The organism is Nostoc commune NIES-4072 (genome assembly GCF_003113895.1).
In the GTDB taxonomy this organism is placed as follows: Bacteria; Cyanobacteriota; Cyanobacteriia; order Cyanobacteriales; family Nostocaceae; genus Nostoc; species Nostoc commune.
Map to the genome: position 1 here is coordinate 3,030,629 of NZ_BDUD01000001.1, position 22,815 is coordinate 3,053,443.

Below are 22,815 nucleotides of genomic sequence, written 5' to 3' on the forward strand. Positions count from 1 at the left end.
AATAAAAAACCGATAAAGGTTTGAATCCCTCTACCGGTTTATAATTTTCTATTTGAGATTTAAATCCCAAACCCTAAATTTTACTCAACACCTTGGGGTAACAATTCCCGGCGCTGTTGAGAACTAACTTGCACAACGCCATTTTCATCCACATCAACTAAGGCTGTATCGCCATCCTTGATCCGACCAGACAGAATTTCTTCTGCTAGGCTATCTTCTAACAAGCGCATAATTGCCCGACGTAATGGCCTTGCGCCGTAGCTGGGACTGTAACCTTCTTGAATCAAACGATCCTTGAAGCGGTCTGTGACTTCTAAGGTGATACCCTTTTCGGTTAGACGACCAAATACTTCCTTGAGCATAATTTCGGCGATTTGAGTCACTTCTGGCTTGCTCAACTGACGGAAGACGATAATTTCATCGAGTCGGTTGAGGAACTCTGGACGGAAGTACTGTTTGAGTTCTTCGTTCACCAAAGAGCGAATTCGGTTGTAAGTTGACTCGCTGGCATCTTCGGAGAATTCAAAGCCGATACCGCTACCGCCTTTTTCAATTACCTTAGAACCAATATTGGAAGTTAAAATCAGCAAGGTGTTCTTGAAGTCCACCGTGCGACCTTTGGCATCAGTTAACCGTCCGTCTTCCAAAATTTGCAGCAGCATGTTGAATACATCGGGGTGGGCTTTTTCGATTTCGTCGAACAACACCACGGTGTAAGGACGCCGCCGCACGGCTTCGGTCAGCTGACCACCTTCGTTATAGCCAACATAACCTGGAGGGGAACCAATCAGCTTGCTGACGGTGTGACGCTCCATGTATTCGGACATATCTAATCGGATCATTGCTTCTTCAGAACCGAAGAAGTAAGCAGCTAAGGACTTCGCTAACTCGGTTTTACCTACGCCAGTAGGCCCAGAGAAGACAAAGCTAGCTATGGGTCGATTGGGATTCTTCAAACCGACACGAGCGCGGCGAATTGCCCGTGAAACTGCCTTCACAGCTTCGTCTTGACCAATTAAACGCTGATGCAAGGTGTCTTCCATGTGCAGCAGCTTTTCAGATTCAGATTCGGTGAGTTTGTTCACCGGTACACCTGTCCAAGAAGCGACAATGTGGGCAATGTCTTCTTCTGTAACTACAGGTTCTTCATGTTCTGTGCCTGTTGCATTGGTCTTGCTTTGAGCGATCGCTCGGATTTCGGCTTTGATTTCCATTTCGCGATCGCGCAATTCCCCAGCTTTGTCAAAGTCTTGAGAGCGCACCGCGTCATCTTTTTCTTTTAATATCTGACGCAGTTCTTTGTCTAACTCTTTGGCTGCGGGTGGCAGTTGGGAGTTAATCAAGCGCACTCTAGAACCAGCTTCATCAACTAAGTCGATGGCTTTATCTGGGAGGTAGCGATCGCTAATGTAACGATCTGATAACTTCGCCGCCGCCACTAATGCTTCGTCGGAGATTTTCAGTTTGTGGTGTTGCTCGTAGCGTTCGCGCAAACCATATAAAATTTCAATTGTTTCATCAACTGTAGGTTCACCAACCATTACTGGCTGGAAACGTCGCTCTAGCGCTGCATCTCGCTCGATGTGCTTCCGGTATTCATCTAGGGTTGTAGCACCGATGCACTGCAACTCACCTCTAGCCAAAGCTGGCTTGAGGATATTCGCTGCGTCAATCGCACCTTCTGCTGCACCCGCACCAATTAAGGTGTGTACCTCATCAATCACGAGAATGACATTACCCGCCGAGCGGATTTCATCCATGATTTTTTTCAAGCGTTCTTCAAATTCACCCCGGTACTTGGTTCCTGCTACGAGCAAACCAATATCCAAGGTGACGACGCGTTTATCTTCGAGGATGTCGGGGACATCTTTGGTGGCAATGCGTGAAGCTAAACCTTCAGCGATCGCTGTTTTACCAACCCCTGGTTCCCCAATTAGCACTGGGTTATTTTTAGTTCGGCGACCCAATATCTGGATCACCCGCTCAATTTCTTTAGCGCGTCCCACCACTGGATCGAGCTTATTATCTATTGCCATCTGAGTCAGGTTTGAGCCAAATTCATCCAGAGTCGGGGTTTTTGTGCGCCCGGATGAACCGCCTGGTGAAACTTCGGCAGTTTCTCCCAACATGCGGATGACTTGGGTTCTTACCTTAGATAGATCCACACCGAGGTTTTCTAGCACCCTGGCTGCGACGCCTTCCCCTTCGCGGATTAGGCCCAACAGCAGATGCTCGGTGCCAATGTAGTTATGCCCCAGTTGGCGTGCTTCTTCTAGGGAGAGTTCTAAAACTCGCTTTGCCCGTGGCGTAAACGGAATTTCCACGGCAACAAAGCCTGATCCCCGTCCTATAATTTTTTCAACTTCAATTCGGGCATCTTTGAGATTGACGCCCATTGATTTCAGCACCTTGGCAGCCACTCCAGTGCCTTCGCCAATCAGACCCAGGAGGATCTGCTCGGTTCCGACAAAGTTGTGACCTAAACGGCGGGCCTCTTCTTGGGCCAGCATGATTACCTTAATGGCTTTTTCTGTGAAGCGCTCAAACATGGCTTTATCCCATCATCTGCGGTCGTGCCGGTATGCTGATTTTAGCACAGGCAAAGCTTTTGGATGCCTGTATAACAGATTATAGACATCCTGAAGCTATGACTTGAGTTGATGGGCTAATTGTTAACTATTGACTACTCTTATCTGGCTAGTGTACTGAGGAGCTTTAGTTCACCAGCCTTTTTGGGATTTATTACAAACAGTTCACTGCTTAGATTAAGGGTTTCTTGACTTAATCCCAAACATTTATATTTAACATATATATTTTTTAATATCAAGTAAAAAAGATTAATATATGATTTACTTATGAAATCTATTTTTTAGATAAAATATTTGAATAAAAATAAGTGCGGCAAAGTTACATTTTTTTGCTGAAGCCGATCGCAAGCCCTAATAATTCAAAATTAAATTAGGACTTACGCAAAAATTGCTAAAAAGCTTAATTTCTCGAACCGCCAAGACGCCAAGAGCGCCGAGAATTCGTAGAGTGTGCGTAAGTCCTAGATTACTTTAGAGGATGTTTTAAAAGTCCCAGAAGGTATATTTTTACCATTCTGGCTCAGGTCAAGTGCGACGAAAAAAATGCGATTTCAGCCATATACTGAGATGCTTCGCCGTGCTTTATCCTTAGAGGAAAATACCGTTTTAAAACATCCTCTTAGTTTAATTCGCTCCGTTTGCAATGATATAGTTATGAATTTTCTCGCCTACTTACTTAAAAAGTAAGTGCCAAGAGGATTTTTCGAGGCGATCGCTGACAATGGAATACCATTGGTCTAAAGTTGCTTTAAATTTGCGGTGTTGTAAATCTGGCAGCCAAAGGATTAAAGCATCCTCATCGTTATCTTGGTAGTAGCGCCGCCGCCGCCCAGCTGTTTTGAAGCCAAATTTTTGATATAAAGATATTGCCGCCAAGTTGGAAGTTCGGACTTCGAGGGTAGCTCGCTCCATTTTGCGATCGCAAGCTGTCTTAATGAGTGAATATAATAAAGCCGCACCCAAACCTTGACGGTGATATTGAGGATGAACCGCCAAAATTGTAATGTGGGCTTCATCTAAAATTGACCAAAAGCAACCCATTCCTAGCAAACTTGTGCTAGAGGAAGGAGAAAATAAACCGAGTATATCGCTGTTGGGACTATCCAATTCTCGTTTGTAGCCGTCTAGAGTCCAAAGTCCGCCAAAACAGGCTTGATCGAGTTCCAGAATAGCACTGAGATTTTCTAATGTCAGTAATTTAATTTCTAAGTCTAATGAGATCACATTTATTGAATAACGTTACAAACCCTTTGTACACTGGGAATCGGGAGACAAACTCAAAGCCCGTAATTTAAACAAGGAAAACTTTTATAGTTATGGTATCGACTCACCCCACTGGGGTTCAACATTCTGGAAGTCAATATTTACCTCAAAGGTACGACACCAAGGCAAATCCATCGCCTAATCAGGAACTTTTACCCTTAACTGCCAGAGTCCATAATCATGACTCCCTGGAAATTGGTGGGTGTGATGTTACAACCCTAGTTGAGCAGTTTGGTTCACCTTTATATATTTTAGATGAAGAAACCCTGCGTTCGGCTTGTCAGCAATACCGAGATGCTTTCAAGCAGTACTACAAGGGCGAATCTCAAGTATTGTACGCCTCAAAAGCTTGGAATTGTTTAGCAGTTTGTGCGATCGCCGCGTCTGAAGATTTAGGAATTGATGTAGCATCTGGGGGGGAACTCTACACTGCGCTGCAAGCAGGCGTCAATCCTGAGAAAATCTATCTTCATAGCAACAATAAATCTCGTGAAGAACTGATTTTTGCCACAGAAGTCGGTTGCACCATTGTCGTAGATAACTGGCACGAGTTACGCACTTTGGTAGAAATTGTCAAAACGGCAAATTCCACCTCGGTACAGCCTCGATTCTTGTTGCGCTTGACTCCGGGTATTGAATGTCACACACATGAATATATCCGCACGGGCCAACTAGATAGTAAATTTGGCTTTGATCCAAATGAGTTAGAGGAATTATTTACTTTTGTCAGTAAACAATCTGTCATTAACTGCGTAGGTTTACATGCTCATATCGGTTCCCAAATTTTTGAGCGCCAACCGCATCGAGATTTAGCGGCTCTGATGGTACAGTGGTTACGTGATGCGGCGAAGTATGGTTTACATTTGACAGAGTTAAATGTCGGTGGCGGTTTAGGTGTTAAGTATATAGAATCAGACGATCCCCCTAGTATTGAAGAGTGGGTTAAACCGATTTGTGAAGTAATTCAAGAAGCTTGTGTAGCCGAAAATCTGCCTTTGCCAAAATTATTGTGTGAACCGGGGCGATCGCTAATTGCGACAGCTTGCGTCACTGCCTATACTATTGGTTCATCCAAAGTTATCCCAGAAATTCGTACCTATGTAGCGATCGATGGGGGAATGTCTGATAATCCCCGCCCGATTACTTACCAATCGGTTTATCGGGCAGTAGTTGCCAATAAAATGTCTTCACCTTTAACCCAAACAGTCACAATTGCTGGTAAACATTGTGAATCAGGAGATATTCTGATTAAAAATGCTCTCCTCCCAAAGACTGAACCAGGAGATATTCTCGTAGTTATGGGAACTGGTGCGTACAATTACAGTATGGCATCTAACTACAACCGCTTGCCCCGATCGGCAGCAGTTGTGGTGGCGAATGGCGAAGCAAATTTAATTTTGCAACGTGAAACTTATCAAGACTTAATTCGACAAGATCGCCTACCAGAAAGGCTAAAAAATCAAGAGTTAGGAGTTAATAGTTAAAAGTTAGGAGTTGTGAATTTTAAGTTATGAGTTGTCAATTAAAGTTTTTTTCATAACTCATCACTCATAACTCCTAACTCCTAACTCCTAACTCCCAATTGTAATTAGAGGCAAAAGTGTAATCCAGATGTCATGAGAGATTGGTGGAAGCAATGGCTGATAAACCTGGGATGGTCACAGTCCTTGCTACTTGGGACTCTGGATATTGTGTTAGTGCTGGCGCTGACCTACATGATACTAGTTATTATTAGTGAGCGCCGAACACTGTGGATGGTGAGGGGATTCATTATCTTAATGCTAGCCTCCGCACTAAGTGGCCGATTAGGACTACCTCTGCTAAGTTTTGTATTGGAAAAGTTGGTAATAGGTTGTGCTGTAGCGATGGCAGTTGCTTTACAGTCCGAGTTTCGGCGTTTTTTGGAACAATTGGGGCGTGGCGAGTTCCGCCAGCTGTTTCAACCTGATCGGCTGGCAATCCCCAAATCTGATAGTGTAATTGATGAAATTGTTGAGGCTGTTAAAGAATTGTCAAAAAACCGTATTGGAGCTTTACTAATTGTGGAAACCACAGGGCCAATTGATGAGCGAGATTTTTCTGTGCCAGGAGTAAAGCTAAATGCGGAGGTTTCTAAAGAACTAATCCAGACAATTTTTCAGCCGAAGACTTTGTTACACGATGGGGCAACATTAATTCGTGGTTCACGGATCATCTCATCGGGTATAATTTTACCACTTTCGGGACGCACAGCCTCGCGCCAGTTGGGAACACGCCACCGGGCGGCAATGGGAATTACTGAGCGGGTCGAAAATTGCATTTGTGTCGTTGTGTCTGAAGAGACGGGTTCCATTTCCTTAGCGGAACGGGGAACCCTAAATAGACCCCTAACGATTAGGAAACTGAAAGAATCATTAGAAGCTCTTTTGTCCCCAATCGTGGATAGGGAAGCTGTAGCTCCCGGTCTGTTGAGTTTTATTCGTCAGATAGGTGGCAAGACACGAGCACTGGTTTCACGTTTACTCAGATTACCATCGACCGCTTCTCGAGATAAAAAATGACAGCACAACAAACTAAACTGCAAGATTTGCCTACTGACTTAAAACGAGAACTATTGCCGCAGCACGTTGCGGTAATTATGGATGGCAATGGTCGATGGGCTAAACGTCAGGGTTTACCTCGGATTATGGGCCATAAGCGAGGAGTAGATGCTCTTAAGGACTTACTTCGCTGTTGTCAGGATTGGGGAATTCAGGCGCTGACGGCTTATGCTTTCTCAACGGAGAACTGGAAAAGGCCGCAGGAAGAGGTGGATTTTTTAATGACTCTGTTTCAAAGAGTTTTGCGCCAAGAATTGCGAGAAATGGTCGAAGAGAATGTGCAAATTAAGTTTGTGGGAAATTTGCAGGCTCTGCCCCGATCGCTCCAACAAGAAATATCCCGTTCAATGGAAGCAACAAAAGATAATGGTGGTATTCGGTTTTCAGTAGCAACTAATTATGGCGGACGACAAGAGATATTACAAGCTTGTCAGGCGATCGCAAAACAAGTCCAGCAAGGTCTGCTACAACCCGATGAAATTAATGAACAGGTATTTGAAAGCCACCTGTACACAGCCGGAATTACTGACCCAGATTTGTTAATTCGCACCAGTGGAGAAATGCGTCTTTCAAATTTCCTTCTCTGGCAAATGGCTTATGGAGAAATTTACATCACAGATGCTCTTTGGCCCGATTTTGACCGGACTGAGTTTCACCGCGCCTTATGTGCCTACCAGCAACGCGAACGGCGATTCGGGAAAGTATAAAATAGTACATTTATTAAGTCTATAGGATACGTTAGCGAAGCTACAAGATTGGCGATCGCACTACACGATCGGCGAACCCTGGTTATACTTTGCTGCGAACCAAGTTCAACAGCTTACCTTGAACAGATTCCAAAATACAATCTCGGATGTAATTACTGGCATTGAGAATTTCCACGCCTATCAACTCTCCGGCTGCATTCAGTTCAGCAGTCACATTTGGACTAATTTCAATACTTGCTGATTCTGGCTCTTCGGAGATGAGCAGATGAAGAATATCCTCTTCTTTGAAATAGTTTATTTGTGGCAATTGTTGCTTAATGTTAGACATTTGTGATTAACCGTCCGGTTTTTAGACGAAATCGAATTTGTTGTCGAGTTGTGGCGTGAATTGTAATCGGTGTAATTGTATTTTCACTTTGTTCATAGGGAATTAAAACTAGCTGTTCACCATGCTTTCCAACTGCGATCGCCCGATCGGTTTCTACATCATAATATCGTTCGCTGGAGAAGCGTAGGATATTTTCAATCAGATCAAGATCAAAGCCTCTTCCGGTTGCACGGTAACGAAGATAGGATGTCCAGATAATCTCAGGCATTGATTCATAATTAGCGGTTCTTGTCACTCACTATTGTTTCTATGATCGCCCTATATTTTTCTTTAAAAGCGATATCTATGGCCCAGAAAACACCGCTTGTTCTACATCATCCCGACTCAGAGAATACTTGAATGAACGTTGAATATCTTGCCCATTTTCCCCAGATTGGACATATCGCACTACGATTTGCTCAACATCGAGCCACAGTTCAGCTTTCCAACTAGGGCGCTGTACATGCCAGCAATGCCTCTGTGTGTCGTCTTGTTGACAGCCTTGGTCTTTTAGCCACTGTTCAATTTGTGGCAGGGGATGATTATATAAGGGGGTATCAGAGGGAAGAAGAGGCATAGGAATTTTGGATTTTTGATTAGGAAGTTTTTTAGTTTTTAATTACTATAGGGGTAATTAGTTGCAATACATGGTTAATTTGATGTTGTACAGATGGAGTTGGCTGTAGCAAAGGCGAATGGATCGCAGCCTCACCACGGGTTAAGCCAATGGCAATTGCTAGTATCAGACAACCTACAAATGTTAACACCAGCATAAATAAAGCAAAAATTTCGCCAGATGAGAGGGGGCGATCGCTAGGATCGAGGTAAGCTGATTTTGACCAGTCATGACGCGAGACGGGACGGTTTAAGTCAGGAGGTGGTTGAATCACCGCAAAGCGAGAATAGCCAATTTTGAAATCGTAGCTTAAGCGCCGTTCTGGATGGCTAAGGGTCGCGTAGGCTTCGTTGATTTGCTGAAATTTGAGAGTGGCGATCGCAGTAGGCAAATCTGTAGTATCAGGATGATACCGTTTGCTCAGTTGCCTATAAGCACGACGAATGTCGATTACCGATGCCGAGGGATGCAGTCCTAGCAGGGAGTAATAAGTTGGTTTACTGCTTTGTGGCATTGCCCCGTTGTCATTCACGGCTGTTTGAGTCACCTTGCTCAAAGATATTTTTTATATTCTAAATCTTTTGTGATTGGCGAAGCCGGAAGAAGACAGAGCAGGTCAAGTATTTGATAAAATATTTTATAAAGCATTGAATTAGATGCGATGGATATCAAAATTAATCTCGAAAATATTCAAACTCTCACCGATTTCAAACGCAATGCCAAGGATTATCTAGAGCGGATCAAGTCCACAAAGTCGCCACTTGTACTAACTGTAAACGGGAAAGCGGAGGTTGTGGTACATGAAGCGCAAGCGTTTCAGCAAATGATAGATAAACTCGCTCGTCTTGAGGAAGAACTCGAAAAATTTAAGTTAGAAGCGTTACGCAGTCAGATTGACATTGGGATTAAGCAACTTGAGAGCGGTCAGTATACTGAATATAATGACGAGTCACTTTCGGCTTTTTTTGCAAATATTAAAGCACAAGGCCACGAAAAATTGGCTGACAGCGATTCTGTATGAGTCGATTTCGGATTTCTACCCAAGCAGCGCAAGATATTGAAAATATCTGGAAATATATAGCGCCAAATAATTTAAAAGCTGCTAATCAACTTTTTGATACTCTGCGAGAAAGCTTTCCAAAACTGGCTAAATTTCCCCAAATGGGCAGAGAACGGTCTGAATTAGCACCTTTTTTGCGAAGTTTTCCGGTAAAAAATTATTTAATTTTTTATAGCCCAATAGACAAAGGCATAGAAATTGCACGTATATTGCACGGCTCACAAGATATAGAAACTATTTTTCAAGATAATTCGTAATTCATAGTTAAGTCCCTACGAATAAATAAGAAAGCTTAAAATATTGATTACATTTTTTCTCCATTGATAAATTAAGGGATTTATAGCATTACTTACAAATTATTTTGGTAGATAGCTGGATATGCGATAGCTTCCCTAACTCAGTAAATCAGCACGGGGTTTAAAAGTTTCAATTTGCCGTAACTTTTCGTAGAGTTCTCGTTCTTCTTGACTAATATTTTTTGGGGTAACTATTTGAATTTCTACTAATTGATCGCCACGTTTGCCATCATCGCTGGGGTAGCCTTTATTTCCTAGCCGGAATTTTTGACCAGACCTAACTCCTTCAGGAATGGTCATTTTTACAGGCCCATCCAAAGTTGGTGCTTCTACCTGTCCTCCTAAAACTGCCTCTGTGGGAGTAACTGGTACTTGGCAGAGGATATTTAAACCATCTAACTTAAATAATGGATGAGGAGTAACAGTAATTTTTAAGTATAAATCGCCACCACCAACACCTTGGTTCCGCAGACGGATGGTTTGACCTGTTACCATACCTGGAGGCATACTAACCTCTAGCGATCGCCCATCTTCTAAGCGAATGCGTTCATTACCACCTTGATAAGCTTTTTCTAGTGGGAGCGTTAATCTGGCTTCTATATCTCGACGGGTAGTTCGAGGTGGGGGGCTAACTGTGTAGGCAACTTTTGTTCTGGGGGAACGAAACGGATCGGTATTATTGCCATTATTGGACTTACTTGCTGTATTTTTATTTTTGACGCCGATAACTTGATTAATAAAGCTTTCAAAATCAGAGAATTGGCTTGGATCTACGTCTTGATTGCCGTTGCGATCGCTAGCACCAGTCTGCCAGGTTTTAGCCTTTGGCGTCTGTTTGTTGCCTGCAAAGCCTTTTTGCTTCCAGTAGCGGCTAAACTGGTCGTACTGCGATCGCTTGGCTGAGTCTGAAAGGACTTCATAAGCCTCGCCAATATCCTTGAATTTTTCCTCAGATTCTTTGTTACCCGGATTCAGATCAGGGTGATATTGTCTTGCTAAACGCCGATAAACCTTTTTAATTTCCTCACCAGAAGCGTCTTTAGATACTCCCAAAATCTCGTAATAATCGCGGAAATTAGGCAAATTTTGCATAGTCAGTTGTTTAAATTTTAGATTTTAGATTTTGGATTAATTATGAGTAGAGACGCGATTAATCGCATCTGTACACGAGTTAGGAGTTGAAAGATTTAATTTTTAACTCCTCACTTCTCACTCCTAACTCCTCACTTTTAACAAACTTCGGCGGGTTGAAGTCCCCGGCTTCTAACAAGCCGCAAGTTTTGTGGCGGGGTCTAAATCCCCGTTACAAAACGTAATTGCGAATTGCGAATTGCGAATTGCGAATTGTTTTAACTCCTCACTCCTAACTTCTAACTCCTAACTTTTCTTACAACCAATCATTGTCTTCTTCATCATCCCAGTTATCCTGGTAGCTGGGACGGGATTTGCGTGGCGGACGGCTTTGGCTTTCATAAGAGGAACGACTGTCTCGACTATAGTCTCTGCCATAATCTTTACCGTAATCTCTGCCATAGTCCTTACTGTATGAGTCGCGTTCCCGATATGTATCTCTGGGGAAGTCGCGTTCTTTATCTTTATCACCAGTAAAGATGTCACGGATTGTACCAAACAAGTCGTCATCCTCATCTTCAGCATAAGTTTCCCTGACTTCCCGATTTAGCTCATAGAGAGCATCTTGCAAATCGGCGTATGCTTGATCAATACCGCGATCGCTATTTTCCTTAAGACTCTCTTTTAAGTCTCGGCAAATATTATCAATTCTTTGGCGGCGGTTTCGGGCAAACTGCATACCAAATTCCAGTGCTACTTCTCTAAGCTGTCGTTCTGCTTGGAAAATCAACGCCTCTGAACGAGTCCGCTTTTCTACTCTTTCTTTACGTTCGCGATCGACATCGGCGTATTTCTGAGCATCCTGAATCATCCGATTCACTTCTGACTCATTCAACGTGGAAGCGCCTTGAATGGTGATACTCTGCTCTCGCCCAGTGGTTCTATCTAGGGCTGTTACCTGTAAAATCCCGTTAGCATCAATATCAAATGACACCTGAACCTGGGGAATTCCCCGTGGTGCTGGTGGAATCCCATACAGCTTGAAACGTCCTAAAGACTTGTTGTTTGCTGCCATTTCCCGTTCGCCCTGGACTACGTGGATTTCCACAGTATTCTGGTTATTTTCGGACGTGGAAAAAATATCAGAACGACGGACTGGGATGGTGGTATTGCGGGGAATGAGTTTTTTCATCACGCCGCCAATGGTTTCCAATCCCATAGAAAGGGGTGTGACATCCAAAAGCAGCACATCTTTGAGTTCGCCTGCGAGAATTCCTGCTTGAATTGCTGCACCCACTCCCACTACTTCATCAGGGTTGACGTTTTCGTTAGGTTCTATGCCAATTAAGTCCCGCACTAGCTGCTTCACCATTGGCATCCGTGTAGAACCGCCAACTAACACCACTTCTTCAATGTCTCTCGATGAGAGTCCGGCATCTTTGAGGGCGCGTTTCACTGGTGTCCGCAATCGCCCCACCAAATCACCACACAAGCCTTCAAATTGAGAACGCGTTAGACGAGTTTCCAGATGTTTGGGGCCTTCCTGATCGGCAGCAATAAAAGGTAAGTTAATTTCGGTGACGCTGACAGCAGAAAGCTCAATTTTGGCTTTTTCCGCCGCTTCCATCAGACGTTGTAAAGATTGTCTCTCGCGTCTTAAATCTACCCCTTCGGCTTCCAGAAATTGCTCTGCTAGCCAATCTACTATTACTTTGTCAAAGTCGTTACCACCAAGTTGCGTATCTCCACTGGTAGCTTTAACTTCAAATATGCCATCGCCTACTTCTAAAATCGATACGTCAAAAGTACCGCCACCCAAGTCAAAGACTAAAATAGTTTCCGTGTCACCCCGATCTAATCCATAAGCCAAAGATGCAGCAGTTGGTTCATTGAGAATCCGCAGCACCTCCAAACCGGCAATTCTGCCAGCATCGCGGGTTGCTTGCCGTTGAGAATCGTTAAAATAAGCGGGTACTGTAATTACTGCCCCTGTTACCGGTTCACCCAAATAGCGACTAGCATCGTCTGCCAATTTTTTCAGCACCATTGCCGAAATTTCTTCTGGGGCGAAATCCTTATTGAGCCGGGGACAGGCAATTTTAATATTACCTACTTCGTCCTTGCGGATGGTGTAGGGTACACGCTTGGAATCTGGACTAAGTTCGCCATACTTACGCCCAATGAAGCGTTTCACTGCGAAAAAAGTATTTTGTGGATTGAGGACGGTTTGTCGCCGTGCCATTTGCCCAACCACCCTTTCGCCTTCTTTGCTGAAGCCAACTACGGAGGGGGTTGTTCGCATTCCTTCTGCATTGGCAATCACCACCGGCTTGCCACCCTCCATAACGGCGACTACTGAGTTGGTTGTACCCAAGTCGATGCCGACTACCTTGCCCATGCGTTACTCTTCTCCTAAAGTGTCTTATATATTTATTATGATTGGGCGGAACTACCTCTAGCTTTATGCTATTGGATGAAAACACCTCAATGGTATAATAGTCATCATTAAGGCAATAAGCTAAGAAGTTCAGCTAGAGCAGATAGTTGCAAGACTAGGATAGCATTGACGATGATTGGTATGTCCAAGCAGCCTCAATTCTTGTTATCCTTTCTATGTAGTGTATCTGCAATAGGACTTACGCAAAAATTGCTAAAAAGCTTAATTTCTCGAACCGCCAAGACGCCAAGAGCGCCGAGAATTCGTAGAGTGTGCGTAAGTCCTATGCAAGTTTCTAAATGCACCTTAACACTTCGCAAAAGTCCCCATTTTCAAGGTACTCCAAAGATGAGGATTATGAGCGGGGGATGACAAATCCCCAATTTTTAGGTATTATACTGGCTGTCTTGACCACCAATGCCGTAAGCGAAAACCAAGTTGTATAGGTAAGTGTCGCAAGAGAAGATTTGGGTCTTGGGAACCAGGACTCCTGCCCTTGGAGGGAATGTAAGACCAAAAAAACTACAGAGTTTTTGAGGCTATTCCCGATGAATTGGGAAGCTTAGACTTCAGCCGTAGGCAAGTCTGAGTAGTTCACTAATACTTGCTTTGCTTGTTTGAGTGCCTGAAAACCTTAATATTGCCACTATTTTAACCATTTGAATTTAACAGAGCGATTACAAACTTCTCTAACTGCGATCGCGCGAGAACGCGATCCTTACATGGCAACGGCTGGACATTTTTTTGTCCAAGAATACATCCGCCAGCAATTTTCCCAATGGGGGAGTGTGGAAATCCACACCTTTGATGTCAGGGGTAAAGCTTGTAATAACTTGATATTAAATTTACCTTCCCAAGGGAGACGACAAAAAAAGGATTTGCCACCGATTTTAATTGGCGCTCATTATGATGGGGTTCCGGGAACAGTAGCGGCTGATGATAATGCCACGGGTGTGGCGGTGTTGCTGGAATTAGCGAGAAAGTTTGCTGCCCAAGCCGTAAAATATCCCTTAAGGCTAGTTGCTTTCGACATGGAAGAATACGGCTTACTGGGTAGTGCTGATTATGCAGCCCTGTTGCACGAACAAAAGCAACAGCTACGCTTAATGATTTCCCTAGAAATGCTGGGCTATACCGATTCTACGCCTGGTTCCCAAAGTTACCCCCCTCCTCTGGAACGCTTTTACCCAGACAGAGGCGATTTTATTGCTTTAATTGGCAATTTGCGAACATTGCCTGACTTAATTGGCATGAGCCGTAATATTCGCAAAGCTGGCGTACCTAGTCAATGGCTACCCGTGCCAAATGGAGGTTTAATAGTTCCTCAAACCAGACTTAGCGATCATGCACCTTTTTGGGATTTGGGTTATCCGGCAATGATGGTGACAGATACGGCATTCTTACGAAATCCCCATTATCACAAAGCTAGTGATGCGATCGCTACTTTGAACTTAGATTTTCTAAGCGGTGTATGTGAAGGGTTGGAAATTGCAATTCGAGGGTTGTGAAAAGTTAAGATAAATTAATAAGTTTATTTTTTGCCCTCTAAAGCATCATTCAACCTGTCGTTTCTTCCAATAATCTGGTTTACGCTTTCCATGAGCTATTGCAGCCACCCAAATAAACTCCTTGAATTACGTGTAGAAGATGAGATGGGGAAAACACTGAAGGACGTAGCGACGCAACTCGGCAATTTTGTACGGCGCTCCTATGCTTGGATTTTGCTGAATTTTGCCGATAGCCTGCTCCACTTAAGATAAGAAATCTAGCCCCAAGCCAGCCTTCTGCTTCTCGTAGTATGCGACTGAATTATCTAGCTCTGCTCTAGCTTCACTGTGAAAAATAATCTGCTTCACGAGTACTTTTCTCGCAGTTCAGTAAATACCTTGTCTGACATTTCACCATAAGCTGTTCCACTACTAATCTCTTCCATCCTTCTCGTTAACTCAACATCCCAAGCAAATTCTGCGTTATCGTCAACATCTTGATCTAAAGAGTGGATCAAAAAGTAAGCAAGCTCTGCACGCTCTTGCATAGATAGCTGAGATAGTTCAAGCCTAAGTTTCTGTACTGTCTCGGTCATAGTCTGCGATCCTCTTGCGATTAATCAGCATAGATTTAGTATTGAATTTGACAGATTAAGTACATTGGTTTGCCATGAATCGAAGCGCCACATAATCTTCAATATAAAGGTTTATAGTTTAATACGCTTGGTGTTAGCGCCTACCTCCCCCATTCCCGTTCGGCTACGTTCACGGTAAGCCCATTCCCCAATGCAGTTGTTACCATTTACCACTTTGTGAGTCTGAGGATTGTACGAATTGACACGAAATAATGAGGCTGAAGAATGCCAAGATCAAAAAAAGGATGCCTTAAGGATATTAAAAGTACTATGCCAGAATTACACCAATCAATTGCCCAGCATTACCACGAACGGACTAAATACAACCCTGAGACTCTCGCCTCTAAAAGTCAGCAGTTAGACTGGGCGAAACAGCCAGTACCTTTCAAAGAGTACAAAATTGGCTCTACTTTTGATCTCAAACCCTATATCCAAGAAAAAACAGAGGGATTTGCTAATAACCCAGATGCTCAGTGGTGGCAAAGACTTTCACGGTTGCTGTTTCGCAGCTATGGATTGACAGCAAGAATGCCTTCTATGGGTAGTGCGGTATATTTACGTGCTGCTCCTAGCGCAGGCGGGTTGTACCCGGCTGAGGTGTATGTGGTTTCCCGTGGTACGGCGTTACTGCCGCCCGGTCTATATAATTACCAGTGTCGAACTCATTCTCTCATGCATTATTGGGAAAGTGATGTTTGGCAAAATCTGCAAGCAGCTTGTTTCTGGCATCCTTCTCTAGAAAATACTCAACTAGCAATTATTGTGACTGCGGTTTTCTATCGTTCTGCGTGGCGCTATGAAGATCGGGCTTATCGGCGGATTTTTCTAGATACGGGACACCTGTTGGGTAATATCGAGTTAGCTGGTGCGATTACTGACTTTCGCCCTCATTTAATCGGCGGTTTTGTGGATGAATCGGTAAACGATCTGCTTTATATTGATCCGCAACAAGAAGGTGCGATCGCTGTCTTACCTCTGGCAGACTTGTTAGATATCAATCAAAATTTGCCATTGGGATGCACTGCTTTACCTTCCACCACCGAAACCAGTTATCCCGAAATTCCCGATGGTGAATTGCTGACATATTTCCATCGACACACCCAGATCCAATCAGGTGTAACTGGCAATCTTAATCTACCAGCTATCAAACAAGAAAAATCTTTGGAGGATAAATATAACTTTCCTTTCTGTTTGAAAATTCCCACCAACACTGCGCCTATAGACTGGGGACAAAAGCTGTCAGAGCTAGAAACTACTATGTATAAGCGACGCTCTACCCGCGCTTATAATGGTGATGATTTAACTTTCGATGAATTAAAAGCTTTACTCGATTTCACTTACCAACCACAAAATTACATCGACCAAAGTTTAGATATTTCTCCAGACTACTTTGATTTGAATTTAATAGAAACATTTATCGCTGTTTGCGGAGTTAAAGGATTGGAGGCAGGTTGTTATTATTACGCACCCAAAGCCCAAGAATTACGCCAAATTCGTTTTAAAAACTTTCGGAGAGAGTTACATTTTCTCTGTTTGGGGCAAGAATTAGGGCGGGATGCAGCCGCAGTGCTTTTCCATACAGCCGATTTAAAAGCTGCGATCGCACAATATGGCGATCGCGTTTACCGTTACTTACATCTGGATGCAGGCCATTTAGGACAACGCTTGAATTTAGCAGCCATACATCTGAATGTAGGCGTTAGTGGTATTGGTGGTTTCTTTGATGACCAAGTAAATGAAGTTTTGGGTATCCCTGCTGATGAAGCTGTTCTATATATCACTACTTTGGGACGCCCAAGATAAAAATAATCTGGAGGCGCAAAGAATGCAGAGAGTTTTTCTGTGTTCTTTGCGTCTGTATGCAAGTGATATTTGCTTAGTGTAAACTATCAAACATATTTTACACTGCCAGATTCCTATGAAGATTGAATCAACATATACTTTTTTGGTAAGTCTCTTTAAATACAGATCCTTGTTTTTTATTCCTAAGTATCAAAGAGCATAGATATTGCTCTTAAGGTTTTTTATCTAGAAATTATCAGCTGTTCCACGTTGAGATTGCAAGCAAATTTAATACATCGCAAAATTCGCATATTGCAAAAAATTGATTATATTTTCAGATTTAAAAAGTGCGTTGATGCTCATAGAGGTCTAATTAGCGTCACAAGTCAAATTGGAGTCGGTACTACATTTACAGTAATATTGCCCTTAAATCCTGAATTCTGAATTCTGGATTCTGAATTCTTCTTTAACAAACTTCGGCGGGTTGAAGTCCCCGGCTTCTAACAAGCCGCAAGTTTTGTGGCGGGGTCTAAATCCCCGTTACAAAACGTAATTGCGAATTGCGAATTGCGAATTGCGAATTGCGAATTGTTTTAACCCTCATCCCGATTTTTAGAATTAAGAACTTGGGTTTGATAGTGCCGCCATTTTTCCTGCTGACGCGCTCTTTTTTCATCGGTGAGGCTATCAAAACAATAGGGACAGGAGATACCTTGTTCATACTTTGGAGATACCTTATCTGACTCAGAAATCGGATATCCACAACAGAAGCATCGCTCACAACTTCCTTCTTCTAAGCCATGACTGACAGCTACGCGATCGTCAAAGACAAAACATTCCCCTTCCCATAAACTTTCCTGTGCTGGAACTTCCTCTAAATACTTGAGAATGCCGCCCTTGAGATGATAGACTTCTGCAAACCCTTGGGCAAGCATGAAGGATGAGGCTTTTTCACAGCGAATGCCACCTGTACAAAACAGAGCAACTTTTTTGTGTTTAGTTGGGTCGAGGTGGCGTAGCACATAATCGGGGAATTCCCGGAATGAGCTAGTTTGAGGATTTTCTGCTCTTTGAAAAGTACCGATATTCACCTCATAATCATTGCGGGTGTCAATCACGGTTACTTCTGGATCGCAAATTAAATCATTCCATTCTTGGGGACTAACATAAGTACCAACTTGTTCATTGGGGTCAATTTCAGGCAATCCCAAAGTCACAATTTCTTGCTTCAACCGCACCTTCATTCGCTCAAAAGGGGGGGTTTTGGTATAAGACTCTTTGTATTCTAGGTCTGCTAGACGAGGGTCAGTACGCAAAAAGCAGAGAACAGAATCAATCGCCTGACGCGAACCGACAATTGTACCATTAATGCCTTCTTGTGCCAGCAAAATTGTCCCCTTCACACCTTGCGTTTGGCAGTAAGACAGCAGAGGCTCTCGTTTATCGGCAAAATCTGGCAGCCTAACAAATTTATACAGTGCTGCAACAACTTGGATATTTTCTGGCTTCATCCCTTTGATAATGGAACAATATAAGTTACAATAAGCTCGACAACCAAACTTACCTACTATTTTAACTTTATGGGGGTTTAGCTCAGTTGGTAGAGCGCCTGCTTTGCAAGCAGGATGTCAGCGGTTCGAGTCCGCTAATCTCCATTGATTATGCTTTTACAGTTTCATATCAAGTTATCGAGGCAGAGGAGCTAACAGGCTGAATCGATATTGATTACCAGCCCTTAAAAGAGTTCCCCGACTTTTAAGGTTGAATCTGGTCATGGGTTTAGGAGTGCGATCGCAACAGTCCATTAGAAAACTATCTATTCCTTACAATTTTGCATCCATCGCAATTCCCGCACTCGTGCCATAAATCATCACAAAAGTGACTGCAAATGAATTTTACTTACGCTTCATCCACAACCCGATAACACCAGCAACTACTATACCACCAAGTGAAAGGGGTTCAGGAACTGGAATGGCAATAACATTCACATCGTCTAAAAATAAATGTGCAGGATCGTTTTGAACACCAAATTTCAATTCTGTAGACGCTGCTGTTCCTATAAAGTTAAAAGAGTATTTGGTGTAATCAGGAGGGTCAATGTTAACTTGATTGAAAATGTTATCTCCATTAAGAAATATCTGAAACTGATTTGGGAATGCACCCTGGCTCTGATTCTTTAGAAACAAACTGAGTTCGTAAGTCTGACCAATTTTTGTAGGGATATTCTGTGATAGAAACCCGATACTTCCAGTAGGGCCTAATGAGGCAAAGTAATTTCCACTGTGGGAAGGAAGATTAATATTAGAAAGGACAACTCCACTGTAACTCAAACCAGAAGTAGTCAGGGCAAACGCATCTAAATATAGTACACATATACTAAAGAGTCTAAGAAAGGTAGCGATCGCTGATGGGATGAAAGTTGAGCAATGAGGCTTTGATGATAAAGTCATTCTAGAAGTAGAGGAAAGCCCCTAAAAAAGCGTGAAGCTCAAGCCCAAAATTACGATTGCTGACCACTTTGCCCTAATGGAAGACCCAAGAATAGACCGCACGAAGCGACACAATTTAATTGAAATTCTCACAATTGCCTTGTGTGCAGTGATATGTGGAGCAGATAGTTGGGTGGCAATTGAATTGTATGGCTGCACGAAATATGAGTGGTTGAAAACGTTTTTAGGGCTATCAAATGGCATTCCATCGCATGATACATTTGCACGAGTATTTGCACAATTGAATTCACAGAGATTTCAGGAATGTTTCTTAAATTGGATAAAGTCAATTCAGATCATAACGGATGGTGAAGTAGTAGCAATTGACGGTAAAATTTTATGTGGCTCTCATGATAAAAGCAGAGAGCAAAATGCAATACAAATGGTAAGTGCGTGGGCAACTACAAATAAGTTAGTGTTAGGGCAGGTAAAGGTGGATGAGAAATCAAATGAAATTACAGCAATTCCCGAATTAATATTTGTTTATAATTTTGTCAAGTTTTGCACTTGTATAGATGACTTTGAAATCCTTATTAGTTTTTGTTAGGAAATAAGGTGCGTTTCCCCTGGGACTTGTAAGAGATGATGCAGCAATTGGTGAAGAGACCGCTTGTAAAAGATGAAATCACTAAAAGCGATCGCTCCTGCAATCATCTCTTATTTTGGAAAAAAACGTTATTCTATTTCGTCCTGAATATCCTCAATTACTTTCAAAATCGATTCACGAATTATTCCTTCAATCTCATCGATAAATGAACCTTCTGCCGTTTCAGTCTTCCACGGGTCTTGAACTACAGTACGGATAACAGTAATAGGTTCATTTGCTTCTCCAGTTACCCCTAAACGCTGCTTGTAATGTTCAATAAAATAAGAACCATAAGCTTCTGAGGTAAAATCAGTAGTACTGACAATCATCGGATAATTGTTAAGATCATCGTCTTCATCAATACTGAGATTTTCGTAATACCGTTTATTCAGCAGGTTAGCATTCTTTAAGCTGGTATTGAGTTGACCATTGATTTTGAAATTGAAAGCGTAGATTATGATATTTAAATCAGTCCCAATCTCTTTAAGTGCAACCATTGCTTCTTCATCTTGCTCAATCTCTTCATTCGTTCTACCATCAATTCTTTGACGAATAAATTCAATTTGTTCTGCTTCTGTATTTCCGGGAATCGAATTAGGAATTAGAGTCAAAGGCACAATAGTAAACGGATCTTCCTCTTTAGGCATACACAACAGTCGAGCATAGAGCTTATCGCCACTGTAAAGAGCTTGACCTAAAAACCGACCATAACCATCTTTGGTGGGTCGAATGATCCGATGGCTCAAATATACTGCTGCTGGAGCCGCTCCTGGTTTAGAACCTTCAATCCCGTAAATGCCAATAGTTGGTTCTGCTTCTCCATGAAAAATATAAGGAGCAACGAAGGTAACTAAATTCCGCATTGCCGAGTTGCGATAGCACAACGCTCCTGCTGGATAAGGGATGTAACCCGATTTATGAGGATCTACAGTAATCGAGTCAGCCTGGGGAAGAGCGGCAAATTGCTCTTCAACATAAGGACTCAAAGTAGAAATCGGTGGTGCTGTATCTTTAGGAGAGGGTAGACCAAAGTCTGCATCGGTTCGTAGGAGGGAAACAAAATATCCACCCCAAGCCGCATCTGCATGAACTGTAAATTGTAATCCTTTTTGGCTAAATTCTTCTCTTAGCTCCAAGATTTGCTTGAGAGGGTCAACTGCACTTTCTTCGGTAGTACCAATAACGGCAACAACCGTATAGACAGGAATGCGATTTTTTAGACAATATTCTAAGTCTTCTCTCAAGCTATAGCCTTTTAATCCATCTTGATCAGACCGAGATTCTATAGGCTCAAGCCTCATTCTCGCGTGTTCGTCAACTTCCACATCAATCATGTGAGCAGCACCTATTCCTAAAACTGCTGCTGCTTTTGGGAATGAGTAATGTTTAGTTCCTGGGACGAAAAATACAGGAGGTTTAATATCTTGTAGATAACGCCGAGAAAATTCTTGTATGCCTAAATCTTGTACAGAATAATTGGATAAGGCACTAGATAAGATGCTAGATGCTTTGCTCTCCTCAACGCCTTGGCTAACTAATTTTTCCGTGATTTGAGTAGATAAGCCTAAGATATCATCAACCTTGAGGTTTAACAGTTGCCAAGTGTCGAGGTTGATGAGTTGTTCCTCAGTCCATGTAAGAGAACTTTCTGAGTAAGCATTAATCTTTATTTGGTCTGCTACAGTACGCAAAGTCTCATCATTTAATAAGGCTTGTTTGAGTGAGATCGGATAAAATTTCAGATTTCTGGCTGACCAAATAGCTTCTATGTTAGCAACGGTTCCCCCACAAGTGATATGCCCCCAAGCTCGTAGTTCATTAGTTTCATCTTCATTGAATGGGACATGATATCCTAACATTCGACAAAGATCATCGCCTACCTCAATTTCTAATTTTGTTGTGACTGTAGAGCCTTCAAAAGCTACGTTATTAGAGTTGTACAACATTCCCGCGAAGTAGCCAATTACTGAAGGAATAGTTGTATCCCAACCCATATGTCCCTGATAACGCAGGCTGAAGAAAGGAACAGATTTCTTCATTCGCTCCAATAAGTCATCATAACTTTCTTTGAGAAGTGCCACTGCTTGTTGGTAATCTGGTGAGTTCTTAATTTCATCAGTAATATGGGCTGGATCTTCAGGGAAGTAACTATTTCTCCATGCAGCCTGAGAGTCAATCGCCTGTAATATCAACTCTTTGAGCAGGTCGGCATTTTCTGCTCTGGGGCCTAAAAACCAAGCTTCTACTGATCTTGAACCAGTTGTTTGTAAATTTAATGAGTTGGCTTTGTTAACGTACTTTTGGACACGACGTGTTGCTTTTTCAAAAGCTCTGCTAGCAGTCTCTCTGGGAGTTGTTACCATAATTTTCTCCTTGTTTACATAGGATAGATTTAGCAAAAATTCAACAGCTATTTATCAGTTAATAGCTATTAACTGATAACTGTTACCTAATTCAGATCGGTCTGCGATTTGTATTGGTGAAATAGAGAAGTAAAAAGATTATTGACCTTCAAAAAACACAGTTAAAGCTCTATTGACGAGTAGCTACGAGAATTTCATATCTGAAAAACTAATTAAGCAGGTTTTTTTGGTAGCTGGTTTATAGGATATATGTATTTGCTTGACAGTGCAAGTATAATTACATATTTTCACAGAGAGTAAAAGTTTGTATAGCAATTCAAATTGAAAGTCAGGGCGGCCGCATCATGTCAATAAGGCTAGTATATTCTCAATAAACTCAAAATTAATCTCATTAATCCCTATTTATTGACAAAGATTTTAGCGTAGGCGCAGCCCGTCGTAGATATCGCTTTGAGCCTTGGAAAATAAATCAAGCCAAAAATACTGATT

Annotated in this window: 19 protein-coding genes, 1 tRNA gene and 1 pseudogene; 9 read left to right on the forward strand and 12 right to left on the reverse strand. The window is 42.5% G+C overall.

The window, feature by feature from the left end; genetic code table 11:
- Positions 1 to 80 precede the first annotated feature (80 nt).
- Positions 81 to 2,549: an ATP-dependent Clp protease ATP-binding subunit gene (locus CDC33_RS13430; protein ID WP_109008884.1), complete on the reverse strand. Its 2,469-nt coding sequence runs from the start codon at positions 2,547 to 2,549 to the stop codon at positions 81 to 83.
- 711 nt (positions 2,550 to 3,260) lie between these two features.
- Positions 3,261 to 3,812: a ribosomal protein S18-alanine N-acetyltransferase gene (rimI, locus tag CDC33_RS13435; protein WP_109008885.1), complete on the reverse strand. Its 552-nt coding sequence runs from the start codon at positions 3,810 to 3,812 to the stop codon at positions 3,261 to 3,263.
- Positions 3,813 to 3,904: 92 nt separating this feature from the next.
- On the opposite strand from rimI, the gene lysA reads away from it, so the two are divergent.
- The 3 genes from lysA to uppS all read left to right on the forward strand — a co-directional run bounded on the left by lysA (position 3,905) and on the right by uppS (position 7,137).
- A complete protein-coding gene (gene lysA, locus CDC33_RS13440; protein WP_109008886.1) occupies positions 3,905 to 5,335 on the forward strand; it encodes a diaminopimelate decarboxylase in 1,431 nt (476 codons plus the stop codon).
- 132 nt (positions 5,336 to 5,467) lie between these two features.
- Positions 5,468 to 6,391 (forward strand): diadenylate cyclase CdaA, encoded by a 924-nt coding sequence (gene cdaA / locus CDC33_RS13445; RefSeq protein WP_109008887.1) that lies wholly within the window; start codon positions 5,468 to 5,470, stop codon positions 6,389 to 6,391.
- A complete protein-coding gene (uppS, locus tag CDC33_RS13450) occupies positions 6,388 to 7,137 on the forward strand; it encodes an undecaprenyl pyrophosphate synthase (RefSeq protein WP_109008888.1) in 750 nt (249 codons plus the stop codon). Before cdaA ends, uppS begins: the two co-directional genes overlap by 4 nt.
- Before the next feature lie 82 nt (positions 7,138 to 7,219).
- Here the strand turns inward: uppS and CDC33_RS13455 are convergent, their stop codons facing one another.
- The 4 genes from CDC33_RS13455 to CDC33_RS13470 are packed head-to-tail and all read right to left on the reverse strand — an operon-like array spanning position 7,220 to position 8,634.
- Positions 7,220 to 7,465 carry a DUF2283 domain-containing protein gene (locus tag CDC33_RS13455; protein ID WP_109008889.1) on the reverse strand — a complete coding sequence of 82 codons (246 nt, stop codon included), beginning with the start codon at positions 7,463 to 7,465 and terminating at the stop codon, positions 7,220 to 7,222.
- Entirely contained in the window at positions 7,458 to 7,760 is a 303-nt protein-coding gene (locus CDC33_RS13460) for a hypothetical protein (RefSeq protein WP_244919230.1), read from the reverse strand. Before CDC33_RS13460 ends, CDC33_RS13455 begins: the two co-directional genes overlap by 8 nt.
- Positions 7,761 to 7,808: 48 nt before the next feature.
- Positions 7,809 to 8,081: a DUF3143 domain-containing protein gene (locus CDC33_RS13465; protein ID WP_069071493.1), complete on the reverse strand. Its 273-nt coding sequence runs from the start codon at positions 8,079 to 8,081 to the stop codon at positions 7,809 to 7,811.
- Positions 8,082 to 8,112: 31 nt separating this feature from the next.
- A complete protein-coding gene (locus CDC33_RS13470) occupies positions 8,113 to 8,634 on the reverse strand; it encodes a J domain-containing protein (RefSeq protein WP_109012565.1) in 522 nt (173 codons plus the stop codon).
- A gap of 147 nt (positions 8,635 to 8,781) precedes the next feature.
- Here CDC33_RS13470 and CDC33_RS13475 point away from each other — a divergent pair, with 147 nt between their 5' ends.
- Positions 8,782 to 9,141 (forward strand): type II toxin-antitoxin system prevent-host-death family antitoxin, encoded by a 360-nt coding sequence (locus CDC33_RS13475; protein WP_109008891.1) that lies wholly within the window; start codon positions 8,782 to 8,784, stop codon positions 9,139 to 9,141.
- The gene (locus CDC33_RS13480) at positions 9,138 to 9,437 is read left to right on the forward strand and encodes a type II toxin-antitoxin system RelE/ParE family toxin (protein ID WP_109008892.1); all 300 of its coding nucleotides are present in this window, start codon (positions 9,138 to 9,140) and stop codon (positions 9,435 to 9,437) included. The genes CDC33_RS13475 and CDC33_RS13480 overlap by 4 nt, the downstream gene beginning before the upstream one ends.
- A 135-nt stretch (positions 9,438 to 9,572) precedes the next feature.
- Here the strand turns inward: CDC33_RS13480 and CDC33_RS13485 are convergent, their stop codons facing one another.
- Together CDC33_RS13485 and dnaK are read right to left on the reverse strand one after the other, a co-directional pair.
- The gene (locus tag CDC33_RS13485) at positions 9,573 to 10,568 is read right to left on the reverse strand and encodes a DnaJ C-terminal domain-containing protein (protein ID WP_109008893.1); all 996 of its coding nucleotides are present in this window, start codon (positions 10,566 to 10,568) and stop codon (positions 9,573 to 9,575) included.
- A gap of 295 nt (positions 10,569 to 10,863) precedes the next feature.
- The gene (gene dnaK / locus CDC33_RS13490; RefSeq protein ID WP_109008894.1) at positions 10,864 to 12,945 is read right to left on the reverse strand and encodes a molecular chaperone DnaK; all 2,082 of its coding nucleotides are present in this window, start codon (positions 12,943 to 12,945) and stop codon (positions 10,864 to 10,866) included.
- 698 nt (positions 12,946 to 13,643) lie between these two features.
- On the opposite strand from dnaK, the gene CDC33_RS13495 reads away from it, so the two are divergent.
- A complete protein-coding gene (locus CDC33_RS13495; RefSeq protein WP_109008895.1) occupies positions 13,644 to 14,492 on the forward strand; it encodes a M28 family peptidase in 849 nt (282 codons plus the stop codon).
- Positions 14,493 to 14,836: 344 nt separating this feature from the next.
- Here CDC33_RS13495 and CDC33_RS13505 read toward each other — a convergent pair whose 3' ends face one another.
- Entirely contained in the window at positions 14,837 to 15,067 is a 231-nt protein-coding gene (locus CDC33_RS13505; protein ID WP_109008896.1) for an addiction module protein, read from the reverse strand.
- A 309-nt stretch (positions 15,068 to 15,376) separates the two neighbouring features.
- Here CDC33_RS13505 and CDC33_RS13510 point away from each other — a divergent pair, with 309 nt between their 5' ends.
- Positions 15,377 to 16,909 (forward strand): SagB/ThcOx family dehydrogenase, encoded by a 1,533-nt coding sequence (locus tag CDC33_RS13510; RefSeq protein WP_109008897.1) that lies wholly within the window; start codon positions 15,377 to 15,379, stop codon positions 16,907 to 16,909.
- 572 nt (positions 16,910 to 17,481) lie between these two features.
- On the opposite strand, the gene trhO is transcribed toward CDC33_RS13510, so the two are convergent.
- Positions 17,482 to 18,399: an oxygen-dependent tRNA uridine(34) hydroxylase TrhO gene (trhO, locus tag CDC33_RS13515; protein ID WP_109008898.1), complete on the reverse strand. Its 918-nt coding sequence runs from the start codon at positions 18,397 to 18,399 to the stop codon at positions 17,482 to 17,484.
- Positions 18,400 to 18,470: 71 nt separating this feature from the next.
- Between trhO and CDC33_RS13520 the strand changes: the two genes are divergently transcribed.
- Positions 18,471 to 18,543, forward strand: a tRNA-Ala gene (locus CDC33_RS13520).
- Positions 18,544 to 18,783: 240 nt separating this feature from the next.
- Here CDC33_RS13520 and CDC33_RS13525 read toward each other — a convergent pair.
- Positions 18,784 to 19,338: a carbohydrate binding domain-containing protein gene (locus CDC33_RS13525; protein WP_109008899.1), complete on the reverse strand. Its 555-nt coding sequence runs from the start codon at positions 19,336 to 19,338 to the stop codon at positions 18,784 to 18,786.
- A gap of 31 nt (positions 19,339 to 19,369) precedes the next feature.
- Here CDC33_RS13525 and CDC33_RS13530 point away from each other — a divergent pair.
- Positions 19,370 to 19,894, forward strand: a pseudogene (locus CDC33_RS13530) (ISAs1 family transposase); the annotation flags it as partial.
- Between the two features lie 158 nt (positions 19,895 to 20,052).
- Here CDC33_RS13530 and CDC33_RS13535 read toward each other — a convergent pair.
- On the reverse strand, positions 20,053 to 22,326 hold the full coding sequence (locus CDC33_RS13535; RefSeq protein ID WP_109008900.1) for a pyridoxal phosphate-dependent decarboxylase family protein: 2,274 nt from the start codon (positions 22,324 to 22,326) through the stop codon (positions 20,053 to 20,055).
- Positions 22,327 to 22,815: the final 489 nt, after the last annotated feature.